The organism is Amycolatopsis sp. NPDC004378 (genome assembly GCF_053602455.1).
Genome location: NZ_JBSGDR010000018.1, coordinates 93,257 through 115,729, shown reverse-complemented (window position 1 = coordinate 115,729; position 22,473 = coordinate 93,257). Strand labels below are relative to the sequence as shown.

24 protein-coding genes are annotated in these 22,473 nt (G+C 71.6%); 13 read left to right on the top strand and 11 right to left on the bottom strand.

The genetic code is table 11. From position 1 onward, the window contains the following. From ACWEN0_RS37185 to sigK, 3 genes are all read right to left on the bottom strand, one after another. Entirely contained in the window at window positions 1-675 is a 675-nt protein-coding gene (locus ACWEN0_RS37185; protein ID WP_451984377.1) for a fasciclin domain-containing protein, read from the bottom strand. 95 nt (window positions 676-770) lie between these two features. Further along, window positions 771-1,475, bottom strand: a complete 705-nt coding sequence (locus ACWEN0_RS37180; protein WP_451984375.1) for an anti-sigma factor — start codon at window positions 1,473-1,475, stop codon at window positions 771-773. After that, on the bottom strand, window positions 1,472-2,068 hold the full coding sequence (gene sigK / locus ACWEN0_RS37175) for an ECF RNA polymerase sigma factor SigK (protein WP_451984373.1): 597 nt from the start codon (window positions 2,066-2,068) through the stop codon (window positions 1,472-1,474). Before sigK ends, ACWEN0_RS37180 begins: the two co-directional genes overlap by 4 nt. Before the next feature lie 324 nt (window positions 2,069-2,392). On the opposite strand from sigK, the gene ACWEN0_RS37170 reads away from it, so the two are divergent. Together ACWEN0_RS37170 and ACWEN0_RS37165 are read left to right on the top strand one after the other, a co-directional pair. Further along, entirely contained in the window at window positions 2,393-2,800 is a 408-nt protein-coding gene (locus ACWEN0_RS37170) for an SsgA family sporulation/cell division regulator (protein WP_451984371.1), read from the top strand. 15 nt (window positions 2,801-2,815) lie between these two features. Continuing rightward, window positions 2,816-4,174 (top strand): class I adenylate-forming enzyme family protein, encoded by a 1,359-nt coding sequence (locus tag ACWEN0_RS37165; RefSeq protein ID WP_451984369.1) that lies wholly within the window; start codon window positions 2,816-2,818, stop codon window positions 4,172-4,174. On the opposite strand, the gene ACWEN0_RS37160 is transcribed toward ACWEN0_RS37165, so the two are convergent. Beyond that, window positions 4,152-4,892, bottom strand: coding sequence for an alpha/beta fold hydrolase (locus ACWEN0_RS37160; RefSeq protein WP_451984367.1), 741 nt, complete (start codon window positions 4,890-4,892; stop codon window positions 4,152-4,154). The two genes, ACWEN0_RS37165 and ACWEN0_RS37160, sit on opposite strands and share 23 nt — an antisense overlap. A 54-nt stretch (window positions 4,893-4,946) precedes the next feature. Here ACWEN0_RS37160 and ACWEN0_RS37155 point away from each other — a divergent pair, with 54 nt between their 5' ends. Next, on the top strand, window positions 4,947-5,534 hold the full coding sequence (locus tag ACWEN0_RS37155) for a TetR/AcrR family transcriptional regulator (protein WP_451984365.1): 588 nt from the start codon (window positions 4,947-4,949) through the stop codon (window positions 5,532-5,534). Here the strand turns inward: ACWEN0_RS37155 and ilvD are convergent. After that, window positions 5,524-7,215: a dihydroxy-acid dehydratase gene (ilvD, locus tag ACWEN0_RS37150; protein ID WP_451984363.1), complete on the bottom strand. Its 1,692-nt coding sequence runs from the start codon at window positions 7,213-7,215 to the stop codon at window positions 5,524-5,526. The two genes, ACWEN0_RS37155 and ilvD, sit on opposite strands and share 11 nt — an antisense overlap. A 115-nt stretch (window positions 7,216-7,330) precedes the next feature. Between ilvD and ACWEN0_RS37145 the strand changes: the two genes are divergently transcribed. Together ACWEN0_RS37145 and ACWEN0_RS37140 are read left to right on the top strand one after the other, a co-directional pair. After that, complete coding sequence (locus ACWEN0_RS37145) at window positions 7,331-8,407, top strand: NAD(P)H-dependent amine dehydrogenase family protein (RefSeq protein ID WP_451984361.1); 1,077 nt, start codon at window positions 7,331-7,333, stop codon at window positions 8,405-8,407. Further along, complete coding sequence (locus tag ACWEN0_RS37140; RefSeq protein WP_451984359.1) at window positions 8,404-8,889, top strand: carboxymuconolactone decarboxylase family protein; 486 nt, start codon at window positions 8,404-8,406, stop codon at window positions 8,887-8,889. Before ACWEN0_RS37145 ends, ACWEN0_RS37140 begins: the two co-directional genes overlap by 4 nt. Window positions 8,890-8,920: 31 nt before the next feature. Here ACWEN0_RS37140 and ACWEN0_RS37135 read toward each other — a convergent pair whose 3' ends face one another. Continuing rightward, window positions 8,921-10,459, bottom strand: a complete 1,539-nt coding sequence (locus ACWEN0_RS37135) for a GMC oxidoreductase (RefSeq protein ID WP_451984357.1) — start codon at window positions 10,457-10,459, stop codon at window positions 8,921-8,923. Window positions 10,460-10,683: 224 nt separating this feature from the next. On the opposite strand from ACWEN0_RS37135, the gene ACWEN0_RS37130 reads away from it, so the two are divergent. After that, on the top strand, window positions 10,684-11,049 hold the full coding sequence (locus tag ACWEN0_RS37130) for an RNA-binding S4 domain-containing protein (protein ID WP_451984355.1): 366 nt from the start codon (window positions 10,684-10,686) through the stop codon (window positions 11,047-11,049). A 43-nt stretch (window positions 11,050-11,092) separates the two neighbouring features. On the opposite strand, the gene ACWEN0_RS37125 is transcribed toward ACWEN0_RS37130, so the two are convergent. Continuing rightward, the gene (locus ACWEN0_RS37125) at window positions 11,093-11,452 is read right to left on the bottom strand and encodes a VOC family protein (protein ID WP_451984353.1); all 360 of its coding nucleotides are present in this window, start codon (window positions 11,450-11,452) and stop codon (window positions 11,093-11,095) included. A gap of 179 nt (window positions 11,453-11,631) precedes the next feature. Between ACWEN0_RS37125 and ACWEN0_RS37120 the strand changes: the two genes are divergently transcribed. After that, window positions 11,632-12,129 (top strand): sigma-70 family RNA polymerase sigma factor, encoded by a 498-nt coding sequence (locus ACWEN0_RS37120; RefSeq protein ID WP_451984351.1) that lies wholly within the window; start codon window positions 11,632-11,634, stop codon window positions 12,127-12,129. Window positions 12,130-12,149: 20 nt separating this feature from the next. Next, window positions 12,150-12,452 (top strand): cupin domain-containing protein, encoded by a 303-nt coding sequence (locus tag ACWEN0_RS37115; protein WP_451984349.1) that lies wholly within the window; start codon window positions 12,150-12,152, stop codon window positions 12,450-12,452. 3 nt (window positions 12,453-12,455) lie between these two features. Here the strand turns inward: ACWEN0_RS37115 and shbA are convergent, their stop codons facing one another. After that, the gene (gene shbA / locus ACWEN0_RS37110; protein ID WP_451984573.1) at window positions 12,456-13,085 is read right to left on the bottom strand and encodes an RNA polymerase sigma factor ShbA; all 630 of its coding nucleotides are present in this window, start codon (window positions 13,083-13,085) and stop codon (window positions 12,456-12,458) included. 363 nt (window positions 13,086-13,448) lie between these two features. Between shbA and ACWEN0_RS37105 the strand changes: the two genes are divergently transcribed. After that, window positions 13,449-15,983 (top strand): hypothetical protein, encoded by a 2,535-nt coding sequence (locus ACWEN0_RS37105; RefSeq protein WP_451984347.1) that lies wholly within the window; start codon window positions 13,449-13,451, stop codon window positions 15,981-15,983. 3 nt (window positions 15,984-15,986) lie between these two features. On the opposite strand, the gene ACWEN0_RS37100 is transcribed toward ACWEN0_RS37105, so the two are convergent. After that, entirely contained in the window at window positions 15,987-16,925 is a 939-nt protein-coding gene (locus ACWEN0_RS37100) for a hypothetical protein (protein WP_451984345.1), read from the bottom strand. 287 nt (window positions 16,926-17,212) lie between these two features. Between ACWEN0_RS37100 and ACWEN0_RS37095 the strand changes: the two genes are divergently transcribed. Together ACWEN0_RS37095 and ACWEN0_RS37090 are read left to right on the top strand one after the other, a co-directional pair. After that, window positions 17,213-17,383: a hypothetical protein gene (locus ACWEN0_RS37095; protein WP_451984343.1), complete on the top strand. Its 171-nt coding sequence runs from the start codon at window positions 17,213-17,215 to the stop codon at window positions 17,381-17,383. Between the two features lie 40 nt (window positions 17,384-17,423). Then, window positions 17,424-17,591 (top strand): hypothetical protein, encoded by a 168-nt coding sequence (locus ACWEN0_RS37090; RefSeq protein WP_451984341.1) that lies wholly within the window; start codon window positions 17,424-17,426, stop codon window positions 17,589-17,591. On the opposite strand, the gene ACWEN0_RS37085 is transcribed toward ACWEN0_RS37090, so the two are convergent. Continuing rightward, window positions 17,588-18,220 carry a TetR/AcrR family transcriptional regulator gene (locus ACWEN0_RS37085; protein ID WP_451984339.1) on the bottom strand — a complete coding sequence of 211 codons (633 nt, stop codon included), beginning with the start codon at window positions 18,218-18,220 and terminating at the stop codon, window positions 17,588-17,590. The two genes, ACWEN0_RS37090 and ACWEN0_RS37085, sit on opposite strands and share 4 nt — an antisense overlap. 148 nt (window positions 18,221-18,368) lie before the next feature. Between ACWEN0_RS37085 and ACWEN0_RS37080 the strand changes: the two genes are divergently transcribed. Continuing rightward, window positions 18,369-19,076: an SDR family NAD(P)-dependent oxidoreductase gene (locus ACWEN0_RS37080; RefSeq protein ID WP_451984337.1), complete on the top strand. Its 708-nt coding sequence runs from the start codon at window positions 18,369-18,371 to the stop codon at window positions 19,074-19,076. 184 nt (window positions 19,077-19,260) lie between these two features. Further along, the gene (locus tag ACWEN0_RS37075; protein ID WP_451984335.1) at window positions 19,261-21,558 is read left to right on the top strand and encodes a putative bifunctional diguanylate cyclase/phosphodiesterase; all 2,298 of its coding nucleotides are present in this window, start codon (window positions 19,261-19,263) and stop codon (window positions 21,556-21,558) included. A 43-nt stretch (window positions 21,559-21,601) separates the two neighbouring features. Here ACWEN0_RS37075 and ACWEN0_RS37070 read toward each other — a convergent pair whose 3' ends face one another. Then, window positions 21,602-22,429 carry a cyclase family protein gene (locus ACWEN0_RS37070; protein WP_451984333.1) on the bottom strand — a complete coding sequence of 276 codons (828 nt, stop codon included), beginning with the start codon at window positions 22,427-22,429 and terminating at the stop codon, window positions 21,602-21,604. Between the last annotated feature and the right edge of the window lie 44 nt (window positions 22,430-22,473).

Genomic DNA, 22,473 nt, shown 5'->3' with positions numbered 1-22,473 from the left:
CTACTTGTTGGTGCCCGGGGTCAGCACCTTGTCGATCACGAAGACCGTGGCGTTCTTCGTGGGGATGTTGCCGCACAGGATCTTCGCGCCGTTGACCGTCATGTTCTCGCCCGAGCCCTCGATCTTCAGCGGGCCACCGGCGGTGTTCAACGACTCCAGCGAACCGGCGGCGGCGAGACCCTTGGCGTCGTAACGCTTTCCGACGACGTGGTACTGCAGGATCGGCGCCAGCTCGGCCGGCTTGCCCGCCAGCTCCTTGAACTTCGCGTCACCGAGGGCTTCGAACGCCGGGTCGGCCGGCGCGAACACCGTGATGGCCTGCTGGCTGTTGAGGGTGTCGACCAGGTTGGTGGCCTTGACGGCCGCAACCAGCTTGGTGAGCAACGGGTTCGTCGAGGCGGCCGAGGCGACCGGCTGCGGGCCCATCGAGTCGAGCGAGCCCGGCGCGGACCCCTGCGGCAGCTGCGAACAGGCCGGCCCGAAGACGTCGGCGTTGGTGGTCACGCCGTCCGCCGAACCGGAGGCCGCGCTCGACGACGGCGCGGCCATCGACGAGGACGGCGCCATCGAACTGCTGGAGCTGCCGGAGGAAGCGGTGTCGCTGCTGCTGCACGCGGTCATCGACAGGGCGGCCACGGCGGTGATACCGATTCCGGCGACACGAAGCTTGGACACGAAAATCACTCCATTATGCGGCTGAAAACTGCTTCTTGCGGGTTATTCGGAACTGTCTTCTCAGCGGATTGGTACCCATTCGGGTAACTTTCCGGTCAGTGGAGGGCGATCCGGCTGACGGCCGGCGTCGTCGGGCCGGGGGAACCGCCCGCGGGTTCGACGGTGATGCCGATCCGGTCGGTGCCCGGCGGGAGGTCGGCCATCAGCATCCGCGGCCGCAGGAGCCCGGCCGAGCGCGCCTCGCCGGCGCGGATGAGCCACACCTGGTAGACGTGGCCGGCGTCGAGGGTGGGCAGGTCCGAGGCGAGCAGGACGGCCTGGTTCCGGCTGCGCGACACGACCAACGTGGCCTGGCCTTCGCCGACGCCCTGGACCGCGGAGGCGTCGGGCGCGGACAGCACCGAGTCGACGGGAGCCACCGGGGTGGCGGTCGTGACGCCGACGCCGACCGCGACGATCGCGGCCGCGGCGGCGCCGAGCAGCGTGACGCGGAGCCGGAACCCCTTGTCACGGCGGGACTTCCGGGTGCCCCGCACGGACCCCTCGGCCGCGCGGGGCGCCGGGACCACGGGCGGCAGCTGGCGGGTGCGGGCCACGTCGGCGAGCACCACCACCCGCAGCTCCGGCGGCGGGACGACCGTCGCGGCCAGGGCCAGGCGGGAGCCCGTCGCGCGCAGCTCGGCCACCTCCTGGCGGCACGCTTCGCACTCCCCCAGGTGACGCTCGAAGTCGGCGCGTTCCAGGGGAGACACCGCGTCCAGCGCGTACGCCCCGGTCAACGTGTGCAGCTCGGCGGTCATCGATCCACCCCCAGGCAGTCACGCAGCCGGATCAGGCCGTCGCGGATGCGGGTCTTGACCGTTCCCGGCGCGACCTTCAGCACCTCGGCGACCTCGGGGTACGTGTAGCCGTTGTAGTAGGCCAGCACGATCGATTCGCGCTGCAGATCCGTGAGCGAGTCGAGGCACTGCCGGACCCGCTGCTGGTCGAGAGCGGCCAATGTGGACTCGGTGACCTCGTCGAACGGCCGCCGGACGTCCATGCGGCCGGCACGCTCCTCGCGCTCGACCCCGGCCTGGTGCGAGCGCACGCGGTCGACGGCCCGGCGGTGCGCGATCGTGAGCACCCACGACAGCGCGCTCCCGCGTTCCGGGACGTACCGGGTGGCCTTGCGCCACACCTCCACCAGGACCTCCTGCGCCACTTCCTCGGCCTGGGCGTGGTTGCGCAGCACGCGCGTCGCCAGGCCCAGCACCGGCCCGGCGACGAGGTCGTACAGCGCCGAGAACGCCGTCTCGTCCCCCGCCGCGACCCGCCGCAAGAGCTCTTCGGCGCTCGCCGCGGGCACCGGAGCCTCGTCCGGATGCAGCCGTAGCCGCCCACGCTCACCCATGCCCAGCACCCTCCACCTCACCCTTGCTTCTGCGAGGCGTTCGCGGCCGGCGGGCGCCGCGGACTGGTCTCCGGTGACCCTTCCCACCCGGACGGTGCAACTCCGGCACCGGGACCCATCCGGCCGGGGCGGGGCTCCGAATGCTCGGAACGTCATGTCACCGTGCGTGAGAAAGTTGCCCGTTCGGCCACGCCGACGGTGACGTCGGCCACTTCTTGATCACCCCAGAGTGTGAAAGTTTTTCGGAACGCTGGGCGTTGAACTCACTATGGGTTATCCCTGGAACAAGACGAAGTTAACCGACGAGTAGCAAAGGCAGCCGCTATGGCCGACAGCGTCACCAGCGCCCGCATCGACTTCGCCCTGCGCACCTTCGGCGCGGGGCCGCGGCCGGTGCCGGCCGAGCTGGAGTACGACACCCGTGACCCCTACGCGGTCGCCGTGGTGCTGCACGCCGGTACGAGCGCCGTCAGGTGGCTCTTCGGGCGCGACCTGCTCGCCGACGGCCTGCTCGCCCGCTGCGGCGACGGCGACGTCCGCGTCGGGCCCGCCGCGGACCCCGCCCTCGTCGTCGTGGAGCTGACCTCGCCCGACGGCGCCGCGGTGCTCGAAGCGCCGGCGAAGGAGATCGCCGCCTTCCTCGACCGCACCTACGACGTGATCCCGGCCGGGAGTGAGACGGACTGGTTCGACTTCGACGAGGAACTCGCGAAGCTCTCGTACCAGGACTGAGTACCGTCCCCGGGCGTGAGCTTCTTCCTGACCAAGGTCCTCGCCGCGCTCGACGACGGTGGTGACCGCGTCCTGTTCCACTCGGGCGGGGTCACGACCTACCACCAAGCCCGCGACTGCCTGCGCCGGCTGCACGCGGGCCTCGGCGAGGTCGGCAAGATCGCCGTCGACCTGCCCAACCGGCCCGAGACGATCCTGGTCCAGCTCGCGGCCCTGCTGCGCGGCGCGACCGTGCTGCTGGTCCCCGCCTCGGCGCCGCACCAGGCCCGGCTGGCCGCCGCGGAAGGCGCCACCGTCGTCACCGACCGGCCGCGCGCCTGGCCCGGGTACGACGTCCGGACCCTCGACGACCTCGACGGCGACCCCGAACCGCTGGACCTCCCCGGGAAAGTCAGCCTGCTGTTCCCCACCGGCGGCACCACCGGCACGCCGAAGCTCATCCGCCACAGCGGCATCTACGACGGCATGGCCCACATCTTCGCGCCGAACCCCGACGGCCCGGGCCGGACGCTGCTCGTCGCACCGATGACGCACATGACCGGCAACGCCACCGTGCTCGGCGCGCTCCTGCGGCGCGACACCGTCGTCCTCCACGACGGTTTCGACGCGGGCGCTGTGCTTGGCGCGATTCAAGAGCACCGCATCGACACGCTCTCCCTGACGCCGCCGCGGCTCGCCGCCGTGCTCGACCACCCGGCGAGAGCGACGACCGACCTCAGCAGCGTCCGCTCCCTCTCCCTCGGCGCCGCACCGCTGCCGCCGCACCGGCTCGCCCAGGCCCTCGACGTCTTCGGCCCGGTCGTCGGCCAGGGCTACGGCCTCACCGAAGCCCCGATGATCGCGAGCATCTCCGCCGCCGAGCTGATCGCGCGTCCCGAGCTGCGCACTTCGGTCGGGCGGATCGTCCCCGGCATGGAGGCCCGCATCGAAGACGGCGAGGTCCTGGTCCGCGGACTGTCCATGATGGACGGTTATCTCGGCGCCGGGCCGATCGGCGACGGCTGGCTGCGCACCGGCGACCTCGGCCGGTTCGACGACGACGGCTACCTCTACCTGCTCGACCGCGCGGACGACGTCGTCGTGGTCGGCGAGCACGGCACGAAGGTCCCCACGACCGTCGTCGAACACGCGCTCGCCGCGCACCCGGCCGTCGAGAGCGCGGCCGTCTTCGGCGTCCCGGGCGTCGACGGGCAGCTGCTGCACGCCGTCGTCGTGGCCGGAGACGTCACCGAAGACGACCTGAAGGCGCACGCCAGGGCCGTGTTCGGCCAGGAGCACTACGTCCCGGCGAGCGTCGACTTCGTCGACGCCCTGCCGCTCACCGACGTCGGCAAGGTCGACAAGCGCGCCCTCATGACGACCAGAACTCCGTGAGCGCCCGCGCGGCGCCGCGGGGGTCCTGCACCATCCACCAGTGCCCGACGCCGGGCAGCGCCAGTACCCGCGCCCCGGCCCGCTCGGCCGACCGGCGACGCAGGGCCTCGGAGCCGACGAGGTGGTCGTCGGCACCGAGGACCGCGAGGCCGGGACGAGCCGCGGCGGCGGGCAGGTCACGCCCCAGTTCGGCCATCACCGGCTGGACGGCCGAGCGGTAGAAGGTGAGGATCGCCCGGCCCATCTCGGGTCCTTGGGCGGCGGCCAGCCGGGCCGCGACCGGTTCGGCGATGCCGCGGCCGGCCATGCGTGCCGTGCGCGTGGCGACCGTGCCGCCGAGCAGCTCCGCGACCGACCGCTCGCCGTCCCCGGGCGTCTGCCACCGCCGGGCGAGGTCGTGCCAGACGTAGTCCGGGTCGAAGACGCCGAGGGAGTCGCTGACCCAGGTGCGCAGCAGGTCCGGCCGGGTCATCGCGACCGAGACGACGGTGCTGCCGCCGATGTCGTGGCCGACCAGGTCGACCGGCTCGCCGAGCGCGGCCAGCTCCGCGACGAGCCAGTCGCGGTAGCCGGTCACCGTGCAGGCGAAGCCGGGCGGCACCGGTGCGCCGAACCCCGGCGGCGACAGGCGCAGCACGTCGGCGCGGTCCAGTTCGTCGCACAGCGGGTCCCAGACCGCGGCGGTCTCGGGGTTTCCGTTCACGAGGACGACAGGCATGCCGCCACTCTCACATACTTGTTGGGCAACACGCAAGTTTGTTAGGCTGTCGCCATGCCCACTCAGGAACAACGCCGCGCCACCGCCCGCTCCGCTCTGCTCGTCGCGGCCGCGGATCTGGTGGTCGAAGCGGGCGTGCGCGCGGTGACGCTCGCCCTCGTCGGCGAGCGCGCCGGCTACAGCCGCGGCATCGTGACCCACCACTTCGGCTCCCGGCAGGCGCTCCTCGAATCGCTGGCGAAAGCCAGCCAGAGCGGGTTCGTGCCCGGCCTCACGGACGTGCCGCCCGGCCTCGACCGGCTGCTGCGGCTCGTCGCGGGGTACGTCCGCGAGCTGGGCCGCGAAGACGTGCCCGCGCGCTCTTTCCTGGTGCTGTGGGCGGAATCGGTCACCGATCCCCACCTCGCCGCGCTCTTCCGCGAGCGCGACGAGGCGTTCCGGGCGGACCTTCGCGAGGACGTCGCCGCCGGGATCGGCGACGGCACGATCCGGGGCGACGCCGACCCCGCGCAGGTGGCGGTGTCGGTGCTGGGCCAGCTGCGGGGCATCGGCCTGCAGGGCATGCTCACCCCGGCCGCGATCGACACCGAGCGCCTCGCGCGGGAGGTCGCGGAGCAGTGGCGCCGCGCGCTCAGCTCGTGACGGCGCCGTAGGACGACGACCGCACCAGCTTCGCGTACTTCCCGAGCACGCCCTCCGGGAACTTGTTCGGCAGCGGCTCCCAGCCCTGCCGGCGCGACGCCAGCTCGGCCGCGTCCACCAGCAGGTCGATGCTGCGGGCCTTGATGTCGACGGCGATCCGGTCGCCGGTGCGGACGAACGCGATCGGCCCGCCGTCGACCGCCTCCGGCGCGACGTGGCCGATGCACAGACCGGTGGTGCCGCCCGAGAACCGGCCGTCGGTGATCAGCAGGACGTCCTTGCCCAGCCCGGCGCCCTTGATCGCGGCGGTGATCGCCAGCATCTCGCGCATGCCCGGGCCGCCCTTGGGGCCTTCGTAGCGGATGACGACGACGTCTCCGGCTTCGATGCGGCCTTCGTTGAGGGCCGTCATCGCTTCCTGCTCGCGCTCGAACACGCGCGCCGGGCCTTCGAAGTTGGCCGTGTCGAAGCCCGCGGACTTCACGACGGCGCCCTCCGGGGCGAACGAGCCGCGCAGGATGGTGATACCGCCGGTCGGGTGCAGCGGGTTGGCGAACGTGCGCAGGACTTCGCCGTCGATCGGGTCGGGGTCCAGCTCGGCCAGGTTCTCCGCGACGGTCCGACCGGTGACGGTCAGCGCGTCGCCGTGGATCAGGCCTTCGTCGAGCAGCGCCTTCATCAGCACTGGGATCCCGCCGTGGCGGTCGATGTCGTTCATGACGTACTTGCCGAACGGCTTGAGGTCGCCCAGGTGCGGGACGCGGTCGCCGACGCGGTTGAAGTCGTCCAGGGTCAGCTCGACCTTGGCTTCGTGCGCGATGGCCAGCAGGTGCAGCACGGCGTTCGTCGAGCCGCCGAGCGCCATGATGACGGTGATCGCGTTCTCGAACGCTTCGCGCGTCAGGATGTCCCGCGCGGTGATGCCCTTTTCGAGCAGTCCGACGACCGCTTCCCCCGAAAGGTGGGCGTAGTGGTCGCGGCGGCGGTCCGCGGACGGCGGCGCGGCCGACCCCGGCATGCTCATGCCCATCGCTTCGGCCGCCGACGCCATCGTGTTCGCGGTGTACATGCCGCCGCAGGCGCCTTCACCCGGGCAGATGGCGCGTTCGATGCGGTCGAGGTCGGCCTCGCCGAGACGACCCGCCCGGCACGCGCCGACCGCCTCGAAGGCGTCGATCAGCGTGACGTCCTTCTCGGTGCCGTCGGTCAGTTTCACCCAGCCGGGGGCGATCGTGCCCGCGTAGAGGAACACCGACGCCAGGTCGAGGCGGGCGGCGGCCATCAGCATGCCCGGCAGGGACTTGTCGCAGCCCGCCAGCAGGATCGAGCCGTCGAGCCGCTCGGCCTGCATCACCGTCTCGACCGAGTCCGCGATGACCTCGCGGGACACCAGCGAGAAGTGCATGCCGTCGTGGCCCATGGAGATGCCGTCGGACACCGAGATGGTGCCGAACTGCAGCGGGTAGCCGCCGGCCGCGTGCACGCCTTCCTTGGCCGCCTGGGCCAGCCTGTCGAGCGACAGGTTGCACGGGGTGATCTCGTTCCACGAACTGGCGACGCCGATGATCGGCTTGCGCCAGTCGCCGTCCCCCATCCCGACGGCACGCAGCATGCCGCGGGCGGGCGCGGCCTCGATCCCGTCGGTCACCGTGCGGCTGCGGGGTTTCGGATCGATCGTCATCGCGGGGCCCTCCGGTACGACGTTCGGACGCACTGCATGCTACCCGCGTCCGCGCGGTCCGCTGGCCGGAACGATTCCCTTTCGGGGCCTGCGCGGACCGCGAAAACTCGGGTAGATGATCGCCACAGTGGTGTGGGGCACGGGCAACGTCGGCCGGGCGGCGATCCGGGCCGTCGACGCGCATCCGGCGCTGAAGCTGACCGCGGTGCTCGTCCACGACCCGGCGAAGGTCGGCAAGGACGCCGGCGAACTGGCCGGAGTCGGCCCGCTGGGCGTCGCCGCCACCGACGACGTCGGCACCGTGCTGGCCGCGAGCCCGCAGGCCGTCGTCTACGCCGCCTCCGGCGACGTCCGGTTCGACGACGCCCTCGCCGACATCGTGCGGGCGATCGGCGCGGGCGCGATCGTCGTGACGCCGGCGCTCTACCCGCTCTACGACCAGCGCAACGCGCCGCCTGAGCTGCGCGAGCCGGTGCTGAAGGCGATCGCGGACGGCGGCGGCTCGCTGTTCGTCTCCGGCGTCGACCCGGGCTGGGGCAACGACGTGCTGCCGCTGCTGATCAGCGGGCTCGGCACCGACGTCGACGTCATCCGCTGCCAGGAGATCTTCGACTACTCGACCTACGAGCAGCCCGACTCCGTGCGGTACCTGGTCGGCATGGGCCAGCCGATGGACTACGCACCGCCGATGCTGATGACCGGCGTGCCGTCGATGGTCTGGGGCGGGCAGGTCCGGCTGATCGCGCGCGGCCTCGGCGTCGAAGTCGGCGAACTGCGCGAGACGCTGCACCGGCGTCCGCTCGAGGAGACCGTGACCACGCGGACGATGGGTGAGTTCCAGAAGGGCACGCAGGGCGCGGTGCGGTTCGAGGTGCAGGGCATCGTCGACGGCGAGCCGCGGATCGTCATCGAGCACGTCACGCGCATCCACCCGTCGTGCGCGCCGGACTGGCCGACACCGCCCAGCGGCGACGGCGCGCACCGCGTGATCATCGAAGGCCGGCCGCGCATCGAGGTCAGCGTCGAAGCTTCCGACGAAGGCGAAAACCGGTCCGCGGGCGGCAATGCGACCGCGGTCGGCCGGCTCGTCGGCGCAATCGACTGGCTGGCCGCCGCGGAGCCCGGTCTGTACGACGCACTCGACGTCCCGCTGCGCCCGGCAGCCGGCAAGCTCGGAAGGAGGCGTCCGTGAACATCGACATCCCCGAGGGCAAGGACCCGATCGGGTACGTCTGGGGCGAGATGGTGCCCGGCATCGGCATCGCCGCGTCGCAGTTCTCGCTGGCCGTGTACTCGCACACCACGTTGGGGCTGCGGGAGTTCGAGGCCGCGCGGCTGCGGATCGCGCAGATCAACGGGTGCGTCTTCTGCCTGGACTGGCGCACCGAGCGCGACGGCGTCAAGGTCGAAGAGGAGTTCGCGGACGCGGTTTCCGAGTGGCGCACGACGGACCTCTTCGACGAGCGCACGCGGCTCGCGGCGGAGTACGCCGAGCGGTACGCGACCGACCACCACAACCTGGACGACGAGTTCTGGAAGCGGATGTCTTCGCAGTACAGCCAAAAGGAGATCGTCGAGCTGAGCATGAGCTTGGGTTCGTGGCTCGCTTTCGGACGGTTGAACCACGTCCTGGGCCTGGACACCGTCTGCGTGCTGCCGTCCCACCGGCCGTGAGGGGCGGGAGCCGCCCCTCACGGACCGCGGGTCAGAAGTCCGTGGCGATGATCTTCTCGATGTTGCGCTCGGCCAGAGCCGTGATCGTCACGAACGGGTTGACGCTGGTGTTGCCCGGGATCAGGGAACCGTCGATCGCGTACAGGCCCTGGTACCCGGCCAGCCGGCCGTAGTTGTCGGTCGCCTTGCCGAGCACCGCGCCGCCGAGCGGGTGGTACGTCAGGTGGTCGCCCCAGATCTTGTACACGCCGAAGAGGTCGGTGCGGTAGATCGTCCCTTCCTTGGCGTTGATCTTGTCGAAGATGGTCTTGGCCATGTCGATCCCCGGCTGCTTCCAGGCCGTCTGCCAGTTCAGGTCGACCTTCTGCGTCGCGGGGTTCCACGAGAACTGCGCGCGGTTCGGGTTCTTCGTGATGGACAGGTAGAACGACGCCCACGTCTCGATCCCGGTCGGCAGCGGCGCCACTTCGGCGAACGCGCCGCCGGCGGCCCAGTTGTCGATGCCACCGCAGGGAATCGACGACTGGAGGCTGCCCGTCGGGTCCCAGATCTGGTTGGCGCGCCCGACCATCACGTTGCCGTTGTCGCCCCAGTTCCGGCCGACCTCGCCGTTCAGGTTCGGCAGCGCGCCGGTCGCCTTCAGCTTCACCAGCAGCTTGCTCGTGCCGACGCTGCCCGCGGCGAAGAACACCTTGTCCGCGGTGACGCTCTTCGTGGCGATCACCGTGCCCGTGGTGTCCAGCTGCTCCAGCGTCACCGCGTACCCGCCGCCGGACGCCGGCGTCACCGAAGACACCCGGTGCAGCGGCGAAATGGTGACGCGGCCGGTCGCCCTGATCTGCGGCAGGTAGGTCTTCTGCAGCGATTTCTTGCCGTAGTTGTTGCCGTACAGGATTTCCCCGGCCAGCGCCGAGCGCGGCACGGTGTTGGCCTGCTCCTGCTGCATGTAGTTCCAGTCGTAGACGTCCGGGACGAACACGAACGGGAACCCGGACCGCTGCGCCTGTTTCCGGCCGACCCGCGCGTACTGGTAGCACTCGGCCGAGTCGAACCACGCCGGGTCGACGAGCCCGACGCCGAGGCCGGCGTTCGCGCGCGGGTAGTAGGTGCCGTACATCTCGTCGGCGTCGACGGTCGGGAGGATCGCGCCGAAGTTCTCCCGCTTCGGCGTGACGGCCATGCCGCCGTTGACGAGCGAGCCGCCGCCGACGCCGCGGCCCTGATACACGATGATCCCGCCGAACTCCTCCGCGTCGAGGATGCCAGTGTACTTCGGGATGTCCTTGTCGATGGGGAACCCGAGGAAGTTGGACAGCGGCTGCTTCGTCCTGGTGCGCAACCAGAACGAGCGCTGGTCCGGGCTGGTCGTGTTGGCGAAGATCTTGCCGTCGGAGCCGGGCGTGTCCCAGGCCATGCCCATTTCGACGAGCTGCACGTCGATGCCGGCCTGGGCCAGCCGCAGGGCGGCGACCGAACCGCCGTAGCCCGAGCCGACCACCAGGGCGGGCACGCGGGCGGCGTCGGCGATGACGGTGGTCCGCGGCGTTGCGGCGGCGGCACGGCCGGCCACCGCGGCGGCCGCCAGGATAGAACCAGTTCCAGCGATGAATAGCCGACGGGAAAGAGTCCCAGAAGTTGTTGTCCACACGGGTTCGTCACTCATGTGATGATCCTCACCGTTGAGGTATATTAGAACAGGTTATAACTCAGCGGTGCAGACAAGTCGACATATACCCGCCAGTAACCTCCTGGGGTTGCGCACGGATTCCGCTGAATGGGCCATGATGGACGACTGTGGAGTCGACCCGAGTGGACCGCTGGCTCTGGGCGGTCCGGCTGACGAAAACACGCCCGGACGCCGCAGCCGCGTGCCGGGGCGGACACGTGCGCGTCAACGACAAGCCGGCGAAGCCCGCGACGACCGTGGTACCGGGCGACGAAGTCCGGCTGCGCGTCGGCGGGACGACCAGGATCCTCGACGTGGTACGGGTGATCCAGAAACGCGTGGGCGCACCGGACGCCGTGACGTGCTACCTGGACCGGACGCCGAAGCCGCCACCGGAAAGCGCGATCCCGGTCGCCCGCCGCGACCGCGGCGCGGGCCGGCCGACCAAAAAGGAGCGTCGCGTGCTCGACGAGTTCCGGCAGCGCGACTTCTGATTTGTCGCGACCGACTCATTCACCGCGAAATGAGTCGGTCGTCTCACGCCGGGCCCAGGAATTCCAGCCGGTTGCCGAGGCAGTCGTGGGTGTAAAACCGGCGGTGACCCGGGAAACCGTCGTCCCATTCGACGGCGGCGCCGTGCGCTTCCAGGCGCGCCGCCAGCGCGTCGAGGTCGTCGGCGAGGATGCCCGGGTGCGCCTTGCGGGCGGGCCGGAAGTCCGCTTCGACGCCGAGGTGCAGTTCGAGCGAGCCACCCCGCAGCCACAGCCCGCCGCGCCCGGCGAGCGGTGCCGGCTTCGGCACCTCGGTCAGGCCGAGCACCCCGGCGTAGAACTCGCGGCAGCGGTCTTCACTGCCCGGCGCGATGGCCAGCTGGACGTGGTGCAGGCCGAAAGTCATGACCCCAGCGTGCCACGGCCACGAGCCGGGGTGCCACGCTTCGGAGGTCATCTCGCGCGCTGATCGACGGATCGATGATCCCCACGGCGGATTCCCGGAAATAGCGGGGAATTCCGGTGACCCTGTCTAGCGCTCGGCAGAGTGGGTAGTTCCCGTGCCGGACGGCACGGAGGGGACTCATGACCACCGCAGTGGAAGCTCCGGAACTGTTGCTCGCCGCGGCGCGGCCGCTCGTCGTGCGCTACTGCCGCGCCCGTCTCGATCCCGAATCGGCCGACGACGTCGCGCAGGAAGTGTGCATCGCGGTGCTGCGGGCGCTGCCGCGGCGACCACCGGAGCGATCGTTCCCCGCGTTCGTGTGCGGCATCGCGCGGCAGCACGTCGGCCTCGCCCGCAAGGCCGCGGCGCGGCAGTGGGACGAGCCGGTCGCCGAGGTCCCCGAAGAGGCCGACCCTTCGATGGACCCCGAGCACCACGCACTGCAGCGCGAACTGGGCGAGCGCATGGGCAAGCTGCTGCAGGTGCTGCCGGAGAAGCAGCGGGAAATCGTGGTCCTGCGCGTGGTCGTCGGGCTTTCGGCGGACGAAACCGCCGAGGTGGTCGGGTCGACGCCGGGCGCGGTGCGCGTCGCCCAGCACCGGGCCCTCGGCCAGCTGCGCAAGGCCGTCGGCGGCTGATCCGGCGTTACCCTGGCCGGGTGAGCGACAGCGAGAACTTCGAAGGGCGCGACGTCGGGTCCGGGATCTCCGTCATCCGCGAAAGCACCGACGTCGTCGGGTCCGGGCCGCGGCTGCACCGGCACCCCTACGCGGAAACGTTCGTCATCATCCGGGGGCGGGCCCGGTTCACCGTCGACGGCGAGGAACGCGACGGTGCAGCCGGGGACGTGCTGGTGGTCCCCGCCGGGGTCCCGCACAAGTTCGCCGTGCTCGGCCCCGGCGTCTACGAGGCCGTGCACATCCACGAGAACGACCACTTCGTCACCGAGTGGCTGGATTGACGCTCAGAAGCCGCCGGCGGGGATCATGCCGCGCAGCTTCGTCAGCGCCCGGTACTGCGTGATGCGGACGTTGCCGGCGGAGATGCCCAGCGCCTCCGCCGTCTCGTTCGCCGACAGGCCGACGACGATCCGCAGCGACAGGATCTCCTGGTGCAGCGGCGGCAGCGACGCCATCAGCCGGCCGAGCCGGGCGCCGAGGTCCAGGCCGAGCACGTGGCTCTCCGGCTCGTTGCCGCCCAGCGGCCGGTCCGGCAGCTCCGGCACCGGCTTCGACCGGTCGCGCGCCACCGAGCGGAAGGCGTCGGCGACCTTGTTCGCGGCGATCGCGCGCACGAGATACAGGAACGAGCCGCCGCGGTCCTGGTAGCCGGGCAGCACCTTCAGCACGGCCAGGCACACCTCCTGCGCGACGTCGTCGGCCGACAGGTAGGACAGGTCGCGGCCGCCGATCCGGGCTCGGCAGTAGCGCACGACCGTCGGCTTGATGAGCCGCAGCAGGGCCTGCACGGCGTTCTGGTCACCGGTGCGCGCCGCCGCGACGACCGGGTCGAGCTGCTCCTTCGTCAGCTTGCCCTCGGGCCGCGGCAGCTCGTCGAGCACGACGTAGCCCTCGACCGCCGTCTCCGCCATCATGGTTTCCACGGGTTTTCCCTCCTCGCATCGTCCACCGGACGGGTCCCGTCGTCCGCGGCGGACCACAATGGTCCTGGGACGGTTGGCCACGATTTCCCTGTCCGACATCCGGAGTAATCGAGGCGCTGACCAGCAACGTTGCAGAGCCGAGGTTCTTGTCCAGATATTGTCCGTTAACCAGAAACGGCCATTCGGGGTTACCCGGCGGTCATCCCCGCCGGGCGGGTCAAATACTGGACAGATCCTGCCACCGCACCGATTCCGGTAGCGAATTCACCGCGGCCGCCGATCCTTGGCGCGTGACCGACCTCGACCTGCGGGAACCGAACCCATGATCACCCATTGAACACCACCGGAGCCCCCATGACGGCCGCCGACCGGTTCGACGTGTTCCTGTGTCCCGGGCCGGACGACCGCATCGAAAAAGCGTTGCGCGCCGACGGCCTGCGCGTTTTCCCGGGCAATCCGTTCGACGATTTCGACATGATCGCGGTGTCGCGCGTCCTGCTGGCCGATTGTGCGGGCGGGACGGACCGCGTGCTGACGACCGTTCCGGGCGAGCCGCTCGAAGCGTTGGTGCGCCGGGTCCGCGAGAGGGTCGCCGAGACGGCGGGCCCGTTCGGGCCGTCGGTGCTGGGGACTGTCCACAGTGCACTGACCGCGCGTCGGGTGGTCCTGCTGCGCGGGCTGCCGGGCACCGGCAAGACGACACTGGCGGAGCGGTACGCGGACCTGTTCGGCCGGTTCGGCGGCCAGGTGCTGCGGACCGGCCCGTTCGGCGGCCTCGACCCGGACGACTTCCTGCCCCAGTTCCACCTCGCCCTGGCGACGGTGGCCCGCGTGCGGGCGCCGGGCTTCGAGCGGTTGCGCAGGCGGCTGGCGGCCCGGATCGAGGCGGCGGGCTCGAAGGTGCTGCTGCTGGTGGACGACGTCCCCGCCGGGCTGCCCCCGAGCGTCCTCGACCGGATCCTCCTCCCGGCCGGATCCGTCCGCACGCTCGTGACCAGCCGGTTCGCCCAGCCCAGGTGGAACGCGGCCACGGTCGACGTCCCCGGCCTGACGCCGGCGGAGGCGGCGCGGCCGGCACTCCCGGCGTCGTTCGCGGCCCGCTGCGACGACCACCCGATGACACTGCGGGCGGCGGCGTTCCTCCGGCGTGGTTCCGTGCCGGACACGGCCCCGGAGGCGATCCGGGAGGTGTTGCGTTCGTCGGGCCGGCTCGCGCGCGACTTGCTGCGGCTGGGCGCGGCGCTGGCCCCGGCGGCGATCCCGCCGGAGGTGGCGCGGGCGGCGTTGGGGGCGCCGGCCCCGGCGGAGTTCGAGGCAGCGGTGGCGGAGCTGGTGACGCACGGGTTCGCTGCCCTTGCGGACGGCGGAGTGCGCCTCCAGGGGCTTGCGGTCGAGGTGGCGGCTGGTGAGTTCGGTGAGTTGTGCCCCGATCGGGCGGCGGAGGCGGTGCTCGACGCCTTGCCGGACCGGGAGGTGCTCGGGGGTGTGCTTTTCGGTACGGCTTCGGCGGGCGGCTCGGGCGAGGTTTCCGCCGGACCGGCTGACGAGGCAGCACCCGGCGGGGATGGGCCTGGCCAAGGCGGGGCTGCCCCTGGCCCGGCCAACGAACCAGCACCCGGCGGGACCGGCGGAGACATGCCCAGCCCAGGCGGCGCCGCCCCCGGCCCGGCCAACGAACCAGGGCCCGGCGGGACCGGCGGAGACGTGCCCGGCCCGGGCGAGGTCTCGGCCGAACCGACAGCCAACCGCGTCTACCTGCTGCTCCAGCACGCCCGCGCCCTCGCCGATCGGGTACCGGCGCACCGGGTCGCTCTCTTGCGGCCGCTTGCCGCCGCTCACGAATGCCTCGGGGATTCCGGCACCGCCGGGGAAATCCATGCCGCGATCCTGGCCACCGGCCAGGCCACCTCCGCGGACCTCGTCGCCGCCGCTCGTGGTGAACTCGACTGTGGGCTGGACTCCGAAGCCGTCGGGCATGCGCGGGAAGCTCTGGCCCTCGCCGCCGATGAAGGCGGGCACCGCGCCGCCGCTCTGGTCGCCGCCCAGGCTCTCGATGCTCTCGGGGACTACGCCGAAGCCGATCGGACCTTCTGGCTCGGTCACCTTCCCGCCTCCCCCGAAGAACGCCTCCACGCGGCCGTCGCCCAACGGCTTCGCGGGCGGCCCGACCAGGCCATCGCCCTGCTCGAACCCGCCTTCGCCGACCTGCCCGACGTCCTCCGCGACCGGCTGAACCTCGAATACGCGCGAAACCTCCTCCAGACCGGGCAACCGGCCCGGGCGCGGCAGGTCGTCACCGGCGAAGAACCCGAAGCCGAACTGATCCGCGCGGACGCCACCCTGGCCCTGGCCGACGAAGAACCCGCCGCCCTCCAGACGACGTACGCCGAGCACTACGGTGCCGAGCACCCGCTCACCCTGACCGCCTCCGTCCACGCCGGGCGGGCCTTGCTGGCCGCCGGCCAACCCCAGCTCGCGCTCGAAGCGCTCACCAAGGCCGGCGAAACCGTGCGGCGGGTGCTCGGCGACGACCACCGGCTGCACTTCCGGGTCCGGCACGCGCTGGGCCTCGCCCACGCGCGGCTGCGCGAGTTCGACCGGCAGGCCGACCTGCTCGAGCCCCTCCTCGGACCCCAGATCCGGCTGCTGGGCCGGACGCACCCGGAGACCCTCGAAACCCGCCTCGACCTCGGGCTCGCGCTCGCCCTCAGCGGCCGCGGCCCGCGTGAGGAGGCGACGAGACTCGTCGACGACGCGGCCCGCGAAGCCGTCGGCGCCGGTCCCCTGCTTGCGGCCAAGGCACGCGCCGCGCAGCAGGTGGTGCGGCTGCCCCTGCCGTTCGTGTCGGCGCTCCACACGCTCGAACGGCTGGTCTGGCCCGGACGGTGACCCTCAACCGGCGCCGGAGGGCTGCCACCTGATCCCGTACGCGAAGCCCGGCGCGAGGTTGCGGAACCGGACGTGCACCTCGCCGGCGCCGTCGGTCGCCAGTTCCGCGCCGCGCGGCGAACGCGTGTCGTTCTGGAACGCCTTTTCCAGCCGCACGATCCGGTCCGGCACCCGGTCGCCGAACCGGACGTGCAGGTCGAACAGATCGCACGGGTGCCGTGGCACGCAGATGTAATGCGGTTCCCGCATGTTCGCGCGGAATCGCAGACCGACGTCGTGGCGCTCTCCGCGCCGCAACGGCCCCGGCAACCGCAGGGCCAAGCCGATCCGGTCACTCGACTCCATCGCGCGCCCGGCGAGCACACCGCCGTGGAACACGTCGACCTCGAGATCGGACTCGCGAACCGAATCACCGGATTCGCCGCGCACGGTGAGCGTCAGCGCCAGGTCCAGCTCGGCGATTTCGTCGGCGTCGGCGACGACCCGGCGGAATTCGAACGCCTCGGCCACCGGCTGGTCGAGAGCCAGCGACACGCGCAGTTCTTCGGTGTGCCAACTGCGGCTCGGATAGCGCGGTCCGAGATCCGGCTCGCCGGCCGCGACGGCCATTGCCGCGACGTGCTCGATCCCTTCGTCGATCCGGCGCCGCACCGTCCGGTCGTCCCGGTCGAGCGTGATCGCCGCCCAGTGCACCCGTTCCTGGTAGAACGGCTTTCGCGCCCGCTCGTCCAGCGCGAACGCGGCCAGCAGCGCGATCTTCAGATCGTCCGGCAGCGACTCGACGAGGGGCCGCAATCGGGCCGTGAGTTTACGCCTCGTCTCCACGGTGTCGTCATCTTCCAAAATGCCACATGTGGCGCGCAATGCGGGTCCGACGCGGTCCGCGAGCGGCGTGGTGAAAATTCCCCTCCCTTTGCGCAGGAGCTTCAGCTCACCGACCACGTCCGCCGCAGTGAAGTCCACCGTTCCTCCCTCACCCGTCCACGCCGGGGGTCAATGTTCGTCAGCGCCGACGCCGATGTCCAGTCGATCATGCGGCACCCATCGGATCGTTATCCCGCGGTTTCCTCTCCCGTCGCGACGGGAAACGGGAAACCCCTTGCCGGTCTCTTCCCGGCGGCCGCATTCTTGGTGGGCCGCATCGATTACGCGGCGATAATCCACAAGATCACGGGGTGTTCCCGGGTGGCCGCGCGCCGCCCTCGCGCGCTCATGTCGAAGGAGTCGGAATGAAGGTCATCTGTTCGTTTTCGCTGCTCCTGCGCTCGGCTTTCTGGCTGGTGGCGGTGGCCCTCGTGGCCGGCGTCGCGCTGGGCGGGCACGAGGACACCGCACCGGCCCCCGCGAGCACGCCGGTGGTCGTGGCGCACCAGGCACCGGTGCGCCACCCCGGCGGGTGATCATGGTTCCCCGCGCGCGGGGCGGGGGTACTTGTCGATCATGAACCCGAAGATGTGGCGCCTGCTGATCTCGGGGACGCTGCGGCTGTTCCTGCTCAGTGCCGTGCCGGCCGCGGCCCACCTGTCCTTGTTCGCCGGACTGGCCGCGACGGCGATCGCGTTCGTCGTGCCGGCGCCGCAGACGCCGCACCAGCGCCTGGGCCCCTAGCGCGCGACGATCCGCGCCAGCACGGACGGGACGTCCCGTTCGAGCTCGGCCGCGGCGTCCTCCTGCCCGGCCAGGTGCCGCAGCAGTGCCTGCTGGAAAAGGCCGTCGAGCAGGGCGTACGCGACCGGCTGCGGGACGTCCTCCGCGCCGCCGGCCAGGTCCGCGTAGCGCGCGACGACGTGGTGGATCATCTCTTCGCGCCGCCGGTCGATTTCGAGCACGTCGGCGCGGAAGGACTCTTCGAACAGGCTCTGGTTGCGCAGGTCGTACCAGAGCCGGTGCATCTTGGCGTCCGCGCGCAGCGTCGCGGCCATGGCCGACGCGAAGTCCTTCTCGAGCTCCTCGGCCGTCTGCGCGCGGGCGACGAGCTCGTCGTAGCGGGTGACGCAGACTTCCTCGAACTGCCGGACGCAGTGGGTCAGCAGGTCGACCTTGTCGGCGAAGTAGTAGTGCAGGACGCCGTGGGAGAAGTCCGAGTTCTGCGCGATCTCCCGCAGGCTGGTGCGCGCGTAGCCGAGCTCGGCGAGCGTCTGCAGCGCGGACTCCGCCAGCTGCGCCCGCCGCTGGTCGAACTTGTCGACCTGGCGGCGGGAAATGCGGTCCCGGGTCCGCTCCTTCGCCTCAGTCACCTGCACCGTCCGTCGGTTCTCCAGTGGGTCGTGCCCAGTCTATCGATCACCTGACCAGCTTTTACTGGACAAGTGTCCAAGAATCGCTTGACGCCTGTCCAGCACTGGCCGATGCTGGGCGCCTGCCGTCTCGAGGAGGAGCTGTCCGATGGCCCGTTACGACCTGACCGGGCGCGCGGCCCTGGTCGCCGGGGGCGCGCGGGGTCAGGGAGCCGGGATGGCGGCGGCGCTGGCCGAAGCCGGTGCGGCCGTGGTGATCGCGGACATCGAGGACGCCCTGGGCCGCGAGACGGCCGACGCGCTCAAGCAGACCGGTGCCGCCGCCGCGTTCGTCCACCTCGACGTCACCGACGACGCGAGCTGGGAGCGGGCCGTTTCCGCCACGATCGGCGAGCTCGGCGGCCTGGACATCCTGGTCACGAACGCCGGGGTGGAGATCTCCGGCCCGATCGCCGACCTCGACCCGGCCGAGGTGCGCCGGATGCTCGACGTCAACGTCCTCGGCACCGCGCTCGGCCTCAAGCACGCGTTCCGCGCGATGCGCCCGGGCGGCCCGGCCGGCCGGGGCGGCGCGGTCGTCACCGTCGCGTCGGTTGCCGCGGTGCCGGGAATCGCCGCCTACTCCGCGACGAAGTCGGCGGTCGACCGGCTGACGCGCGTCGCCGCGACGGAGGCCGAGAAGCTCGGCTACGGCGTGCGCGTCAACTGCGTCTACCCCGATCCGGTACCGGCGGGAACGGCCGACGGGCCGGTCGCCGGCGTGGCCGACGCCGTCGTGTTCCTGGCTTCCGACGCGGCCCGCTTCGTCACGGGCGCCGGCCTGCCGGTCGACGGCGGCGTACACACACCGGCGTAGACGCAAGAGCCGTACACGGGCCGACGGCCGCTTACCCGGACGGGTTCGGCGTGCTCGGCCGCACCGCCGTGACATCGCCTGACGCGGGGTGCCGGCCACCGGTGCGGTGAGCCGGCCACGGCGTCCGTCCGGTGTAGTGTTTCCCGGTCCGACCGGCGGGTGACCCACGTGAGGTGCCATGACAGTGCGGCGGTACCCAGTCGCGGCCCTCCTCGTCGTCGTCACGGCGGCCCTGGTCGTGGTGAACGGCTTCGCGTGGTGGGGTGACACCTTCGCCCTCTGGATCGACGACGCCATGCAGCTCGGCGCGGGGGTCGGCGCGGTCGTCTGCGGCGTCCTCTCCGCCCGCCGCGTCCGCGGGCACCAGCGCTGGTGGCGCGTGCTCGTCGCGATCGGGATGGCCGGCTGGTCGCTCGGCCAGTGCGTGTGGTCCTGGTACCAGCTGATCGACGGGCGCGGGCTGCCCTCGCCGTCGCTGGCCGACGTCGGCTACCTGAGTTTCCCGGTGTTCGCGCTCGCGGCGCTGTTCGTGCTGGCCCGGGCGCGGATCCGGCCGGACCGCGAACGCTGGCAGCCCGCGCAGTGGACCGCCCACTTCGGTGTCGCGGTCGTCCTCGACGGACTGATCGTCACCGGCTCGCTGTTCATCCTCACCTGGACCGCGGCGCTCGGGCAGCTGGTCCGGGCCACCGCGCCGGACAAGCTGACCTGGGCCGTCGCCATCTCCTACCCGCTGTCGGACCTGGTGATCGTGGTCGTCGCGGTGCTGCTGGTCGTGTTCGACCGGGTGGACCGGCCGTACCGGGCGAACCTGCTGCTGGCCGCGGTCGGGATCGTCGCGCTGGCCTGCTCCGACAGCGTGTTCGCCTACCTCGTCAGCATCGGCGCGGAGAGCATGAAGCCGTGGTCGGACGGCGGGTTCGTGCTCGGCCCGATGTTCATCGCGTTCGCGCTGCTGGTGACGCCCGGCTCGCGGCGCCGCGACGACGCCGGTTCGGCCGCCGGGGTCGACTGGTGGCAGCTCGCGCTGCCGTACGTCCCGGTCACCGCCGTCGCACTGCTGATCACCGTGCAGCTGGTGGCCGGCGCCGGCCCGGACGGCGTCGAGGTGTTCGTCGGCGTGCTCGTGGTGTTCCTCGTGCTCGCGCGGCAGCTGCTTTCCTTGCTGGACAACAGGTTGCTGCTGCGGCGGGTCTACGAAGGACAGCAGCAGCTGACGCACCAGGCCTACCACGACCCGCTCACCGGGCTGGCCAACCGCGCGCTGTTCGCCGACCGGCTCGACCGGGCCGTCGAGTCCACCGGCCACCCGCTCGTCCTGATCTTCGTCGACCTCGACGACTTCAAGGAGGTCAACGACCGGTTCGGGCACGCGGGCGGGGACGTCCTGCTGCACGCGGTCGCCCAGCGGCTGCTGAGTTGCGTGCGCGCGGGTGACACGGTCGCGCGCCTGGGCGGTGACGAGTTCGCGATCCTCCTGGAGGGCGAGCTGGACGCGCCGCAGGCCGTCGCCGACCGCATCCAGGGCGTGCTGCGGCGGCCGTTCGCCGTGCACGGAACGCTGGTGCCGGTGCGCGCGAGCATGGGCCTGGTCGTGCCGGACCCGGCCGAGCCGCTGGTGACGTCGGACGTGCTGCTGGGCCGCGCGGACACGTCGATGTACGCGGGCAAGCGGCTCGGCAAGGACACGACGGTCGTCTACCGGCCGTCCCAGGACGGCCCGCCCGACTTCCCGTCCGCGCTGCGCCGGGCTTCGGGTGGCATTCCGGAGGGCTTCGGGCTGGTGTTCCAGCCGATCGTCCGGCTGGCCGACGAGACGCCGGTGGCCGTCGAGGCCCTGGCCCGCTGGACCATGCGCGACGGGACGTCGGTGTCGCCCGAGACGTTCGTCCGCGCGGCCGAAGGCGCGGGGCTCGGCGCCGAGCTGGACGCGCTCGTGCTCGACCTGGCCTGCCGGGAGATCACCGCGGCCGGGGTGGACCTGACCGTGCACGTCAACGTCTGCGCGAGCCGGCTCGGGGCCGCGGCCCTGGAGCAGAGCGTCGAAGCCGCGCTGGGCCGCTACCGGCTGCCCGCGGCACGGCTGGTCGTCGAAATCACCGAGACGGTGCCGGTGCCGGACCTGGCCGCGGGCGCCGCGGCGATCCGGCGGCTGCAGGCGCTGGGGGTGCGCGTCGCATTGGACGACTTCGGCGCCGGGTACAGCTCCCTGACCGTGCTGCACGCCCTGCCGGTCGACTTGATCAAGCTGGACCGCGCGTTGACGACCGGGGTGCAGCCGGAGCGCGACGCCGCGTTGTGCCGGTCGCTGGTCGGGTTGTGCGCGGACCTGGACCTGGACGTCGTCGCCGAAGGGATCGAGACGCCGGAGCAGGCGTCGCTGGTCACCGCGGCGGGGTGCACGACGGCGCAGGGCTATCTGTACGGCCGCCCGGCCGCGCTCCCGGCGTTGCGGCTCACGGGTCTGCCGCAGCTGTCGTGAGTGAGAAACCGGGCTGGCACCCCGTTTCTCACTCACGACATCGTCAGTCCGCGTGCACGCCGGGTGGGAGGACGCCGAAGACCGTCGCCGTCGAGCCCGCGCCCCTGCGGTTGATCGGGCCGCCCGCCAGCACCCACGCGCCCGTCGTCGGGAGGGCCTTGAGGTTCGCCAGGATCTCCAGGCTGATCCGGTGCCGCTGGTACACCAGCTTCGACACCGTGTACGTCTCGTCCGTGCCGACGTCCGGGCTGAACGTGTCGGTGCCCGTCCCGCCGCGGCGGCCGATCCGCCCGGTGTCGATCAGCCACTGGACCGCCGGGATCGAGAACCCGGGCTGGTGCAGCACGCCGTCGGCGTCGGTGTTCGGGTAGGCCGGGGTGCCCCACTTGGCGTCCCAGCCGGTCCAGAGCACCACGACGGCGTCGTCGGGGATGCGGCCGTTGCGGCGTTCCCAGGCCTTGAGGTCGTCGACCGTCACGCCGTAGTCCGGGTTGTTCCCGGCCTTCGCCCGCACGTCGATCTTCACGGCGGGCCGGAACAGGTCCTCCGGGTCCATTTCGTCGGCGAGCGGCTGCCCGGTGTTGAAGTGGCCGGGCGCGCCCCAGTGCGTCCCGGTGTGCTCGCCTTCGCGGACGAACTGCAGGTAGTACCCGTCGTTCGGGATCGTGGCGATGGTTTCCAGCGAGAAGGCCGGGTCACCGGGGAACACGTTCGTCGTGGCGGGGTCGTTGACGTGCGAGAGGCTGACCAGGTTCAGCTGGTCGAGCCGCACCGGCGGCACCGTCGTGGCGGCCTGTGCGGTCCGCCCGGACAGCGCGGCGCCGAACACCCCCGCCAGCCCCGCGGCCAGCACCCTGCGTCTCATCGGCATGGGATCACCTTTCACCGGAACACCGCCCGTGCGGTGTGCCTGCA

Excerpts from the sequence above, each read along its gene's own strand:
- ACWEN0_RS37180 (WP_451984375.1), bottom strand. The coding sequence starts at position 1,475 with ATGACCGCCGAGCTGCACACGTTGACCGGGGCGTACGCGCTGGACGCG.
- sigK (WP_451984373.1), bottom strand. The coding sequence starts at position 2,068 with ATGGGTGAGCGTGGGCGGCTACGGCTGCATCCGGACGAGGCTCCGGTG.
- ACWEN0_RS37170 (WP_451984371.1), top strand. The coding sequence starts at position 2,393 with ATGGCCGACAGCGTCACCAGCGCCCGCATCGACTTCGCCCTGCGCACC.
- ACWEN0_RS37160 (WP_451984367.1), bottom strand. The coding sequence starts at position 4,892 with ATGCCTGTCGTCCTCGTGAACGGAAACCCCGAGACCGCCGCGGTCTGG.
- ACWEN0_RS37155 (WP_451984365.1), top strand. The coding sequence starts at position 4,947 with ATGCCCACTCAGGAACAACGCCGCGCCACCGCCCGCTCCGCTCTGCTC.
- ilvD (WP_451984363.1), bottom strand. The coding sequence starts at position 7,215 with ATGACGATCGATCCGAAACCCCGCAGCCGCACGGTGACCGACGGGATC.
- ACWEN0_RS37145 (WP_451984361.1), top strand. The coding sequence starts at position 7,331 with ATGATCGCCACAGTGGTGTGGGGCACGGGCAACGTCGGCCGGGCGGCG.
- ACWEN0_RS37125 (WP_451984353.1), bottom strand. The coding sequence starts at position 11,452 with ATGACTTTCGGCCTGCACCACGTCCAGCTGGCCATCGCGCCGGGCAGT.
- ACWEN0_RS37120 (WP_451984351.1), top strand. The coding sequence starts at position 11,632 with ATGACCACCGCAGTGGAAGCTCCGGAACTGTTGCTCGCCGCGGCGCGG.
- shbA (WP_451984573.1), bottom strand. The coding sequence starts at position 13,085 with ATGATGGCGGAGACGGCGGTCGAGGGCTACGTCGTGCTCGACGAGCTG.
- ACWEN0_RS37105 (WP_451984347.1), top strand. The coding sequence starts at position 13,449 with ATGACGGCCGCCGACCGGTTCGACGTGTTCCTGTGTCCCGGGCCGGAC.
- ACWEN0_RS37095 (WP_451984343.1), top strand. The coding sequence starts at position 17,213 with ATGAAGGTCATCTGTTCGTTTTCGCTGCTCCTGCGCTCGGCTTTCTGG.
- ACWEN0_RS37090 (WP_451984341.1), top strand. The coding sequence starts at position 17,424 with ATGAACCCGAAGATGTGGCGCCTGCTGATCTCGGGGACGCTGCGGCTG.
- ACWEN0_RS37080 (WP_451984337.1), top strand. The coding sequence starts at position 18,369 with ATGGCCCGTTACGACCTGACCGGGCGCGCGGCCCTGGTCGCCGGGGGC.
- ACWEN0_RS37070 (WP_451984333.1), bottom strand. The coding sequence starts at position 22,429 with ATGCCGATGAGACGCAGGGTGCTGGCCGCGGGGCTGGCGGGGGTGTTC.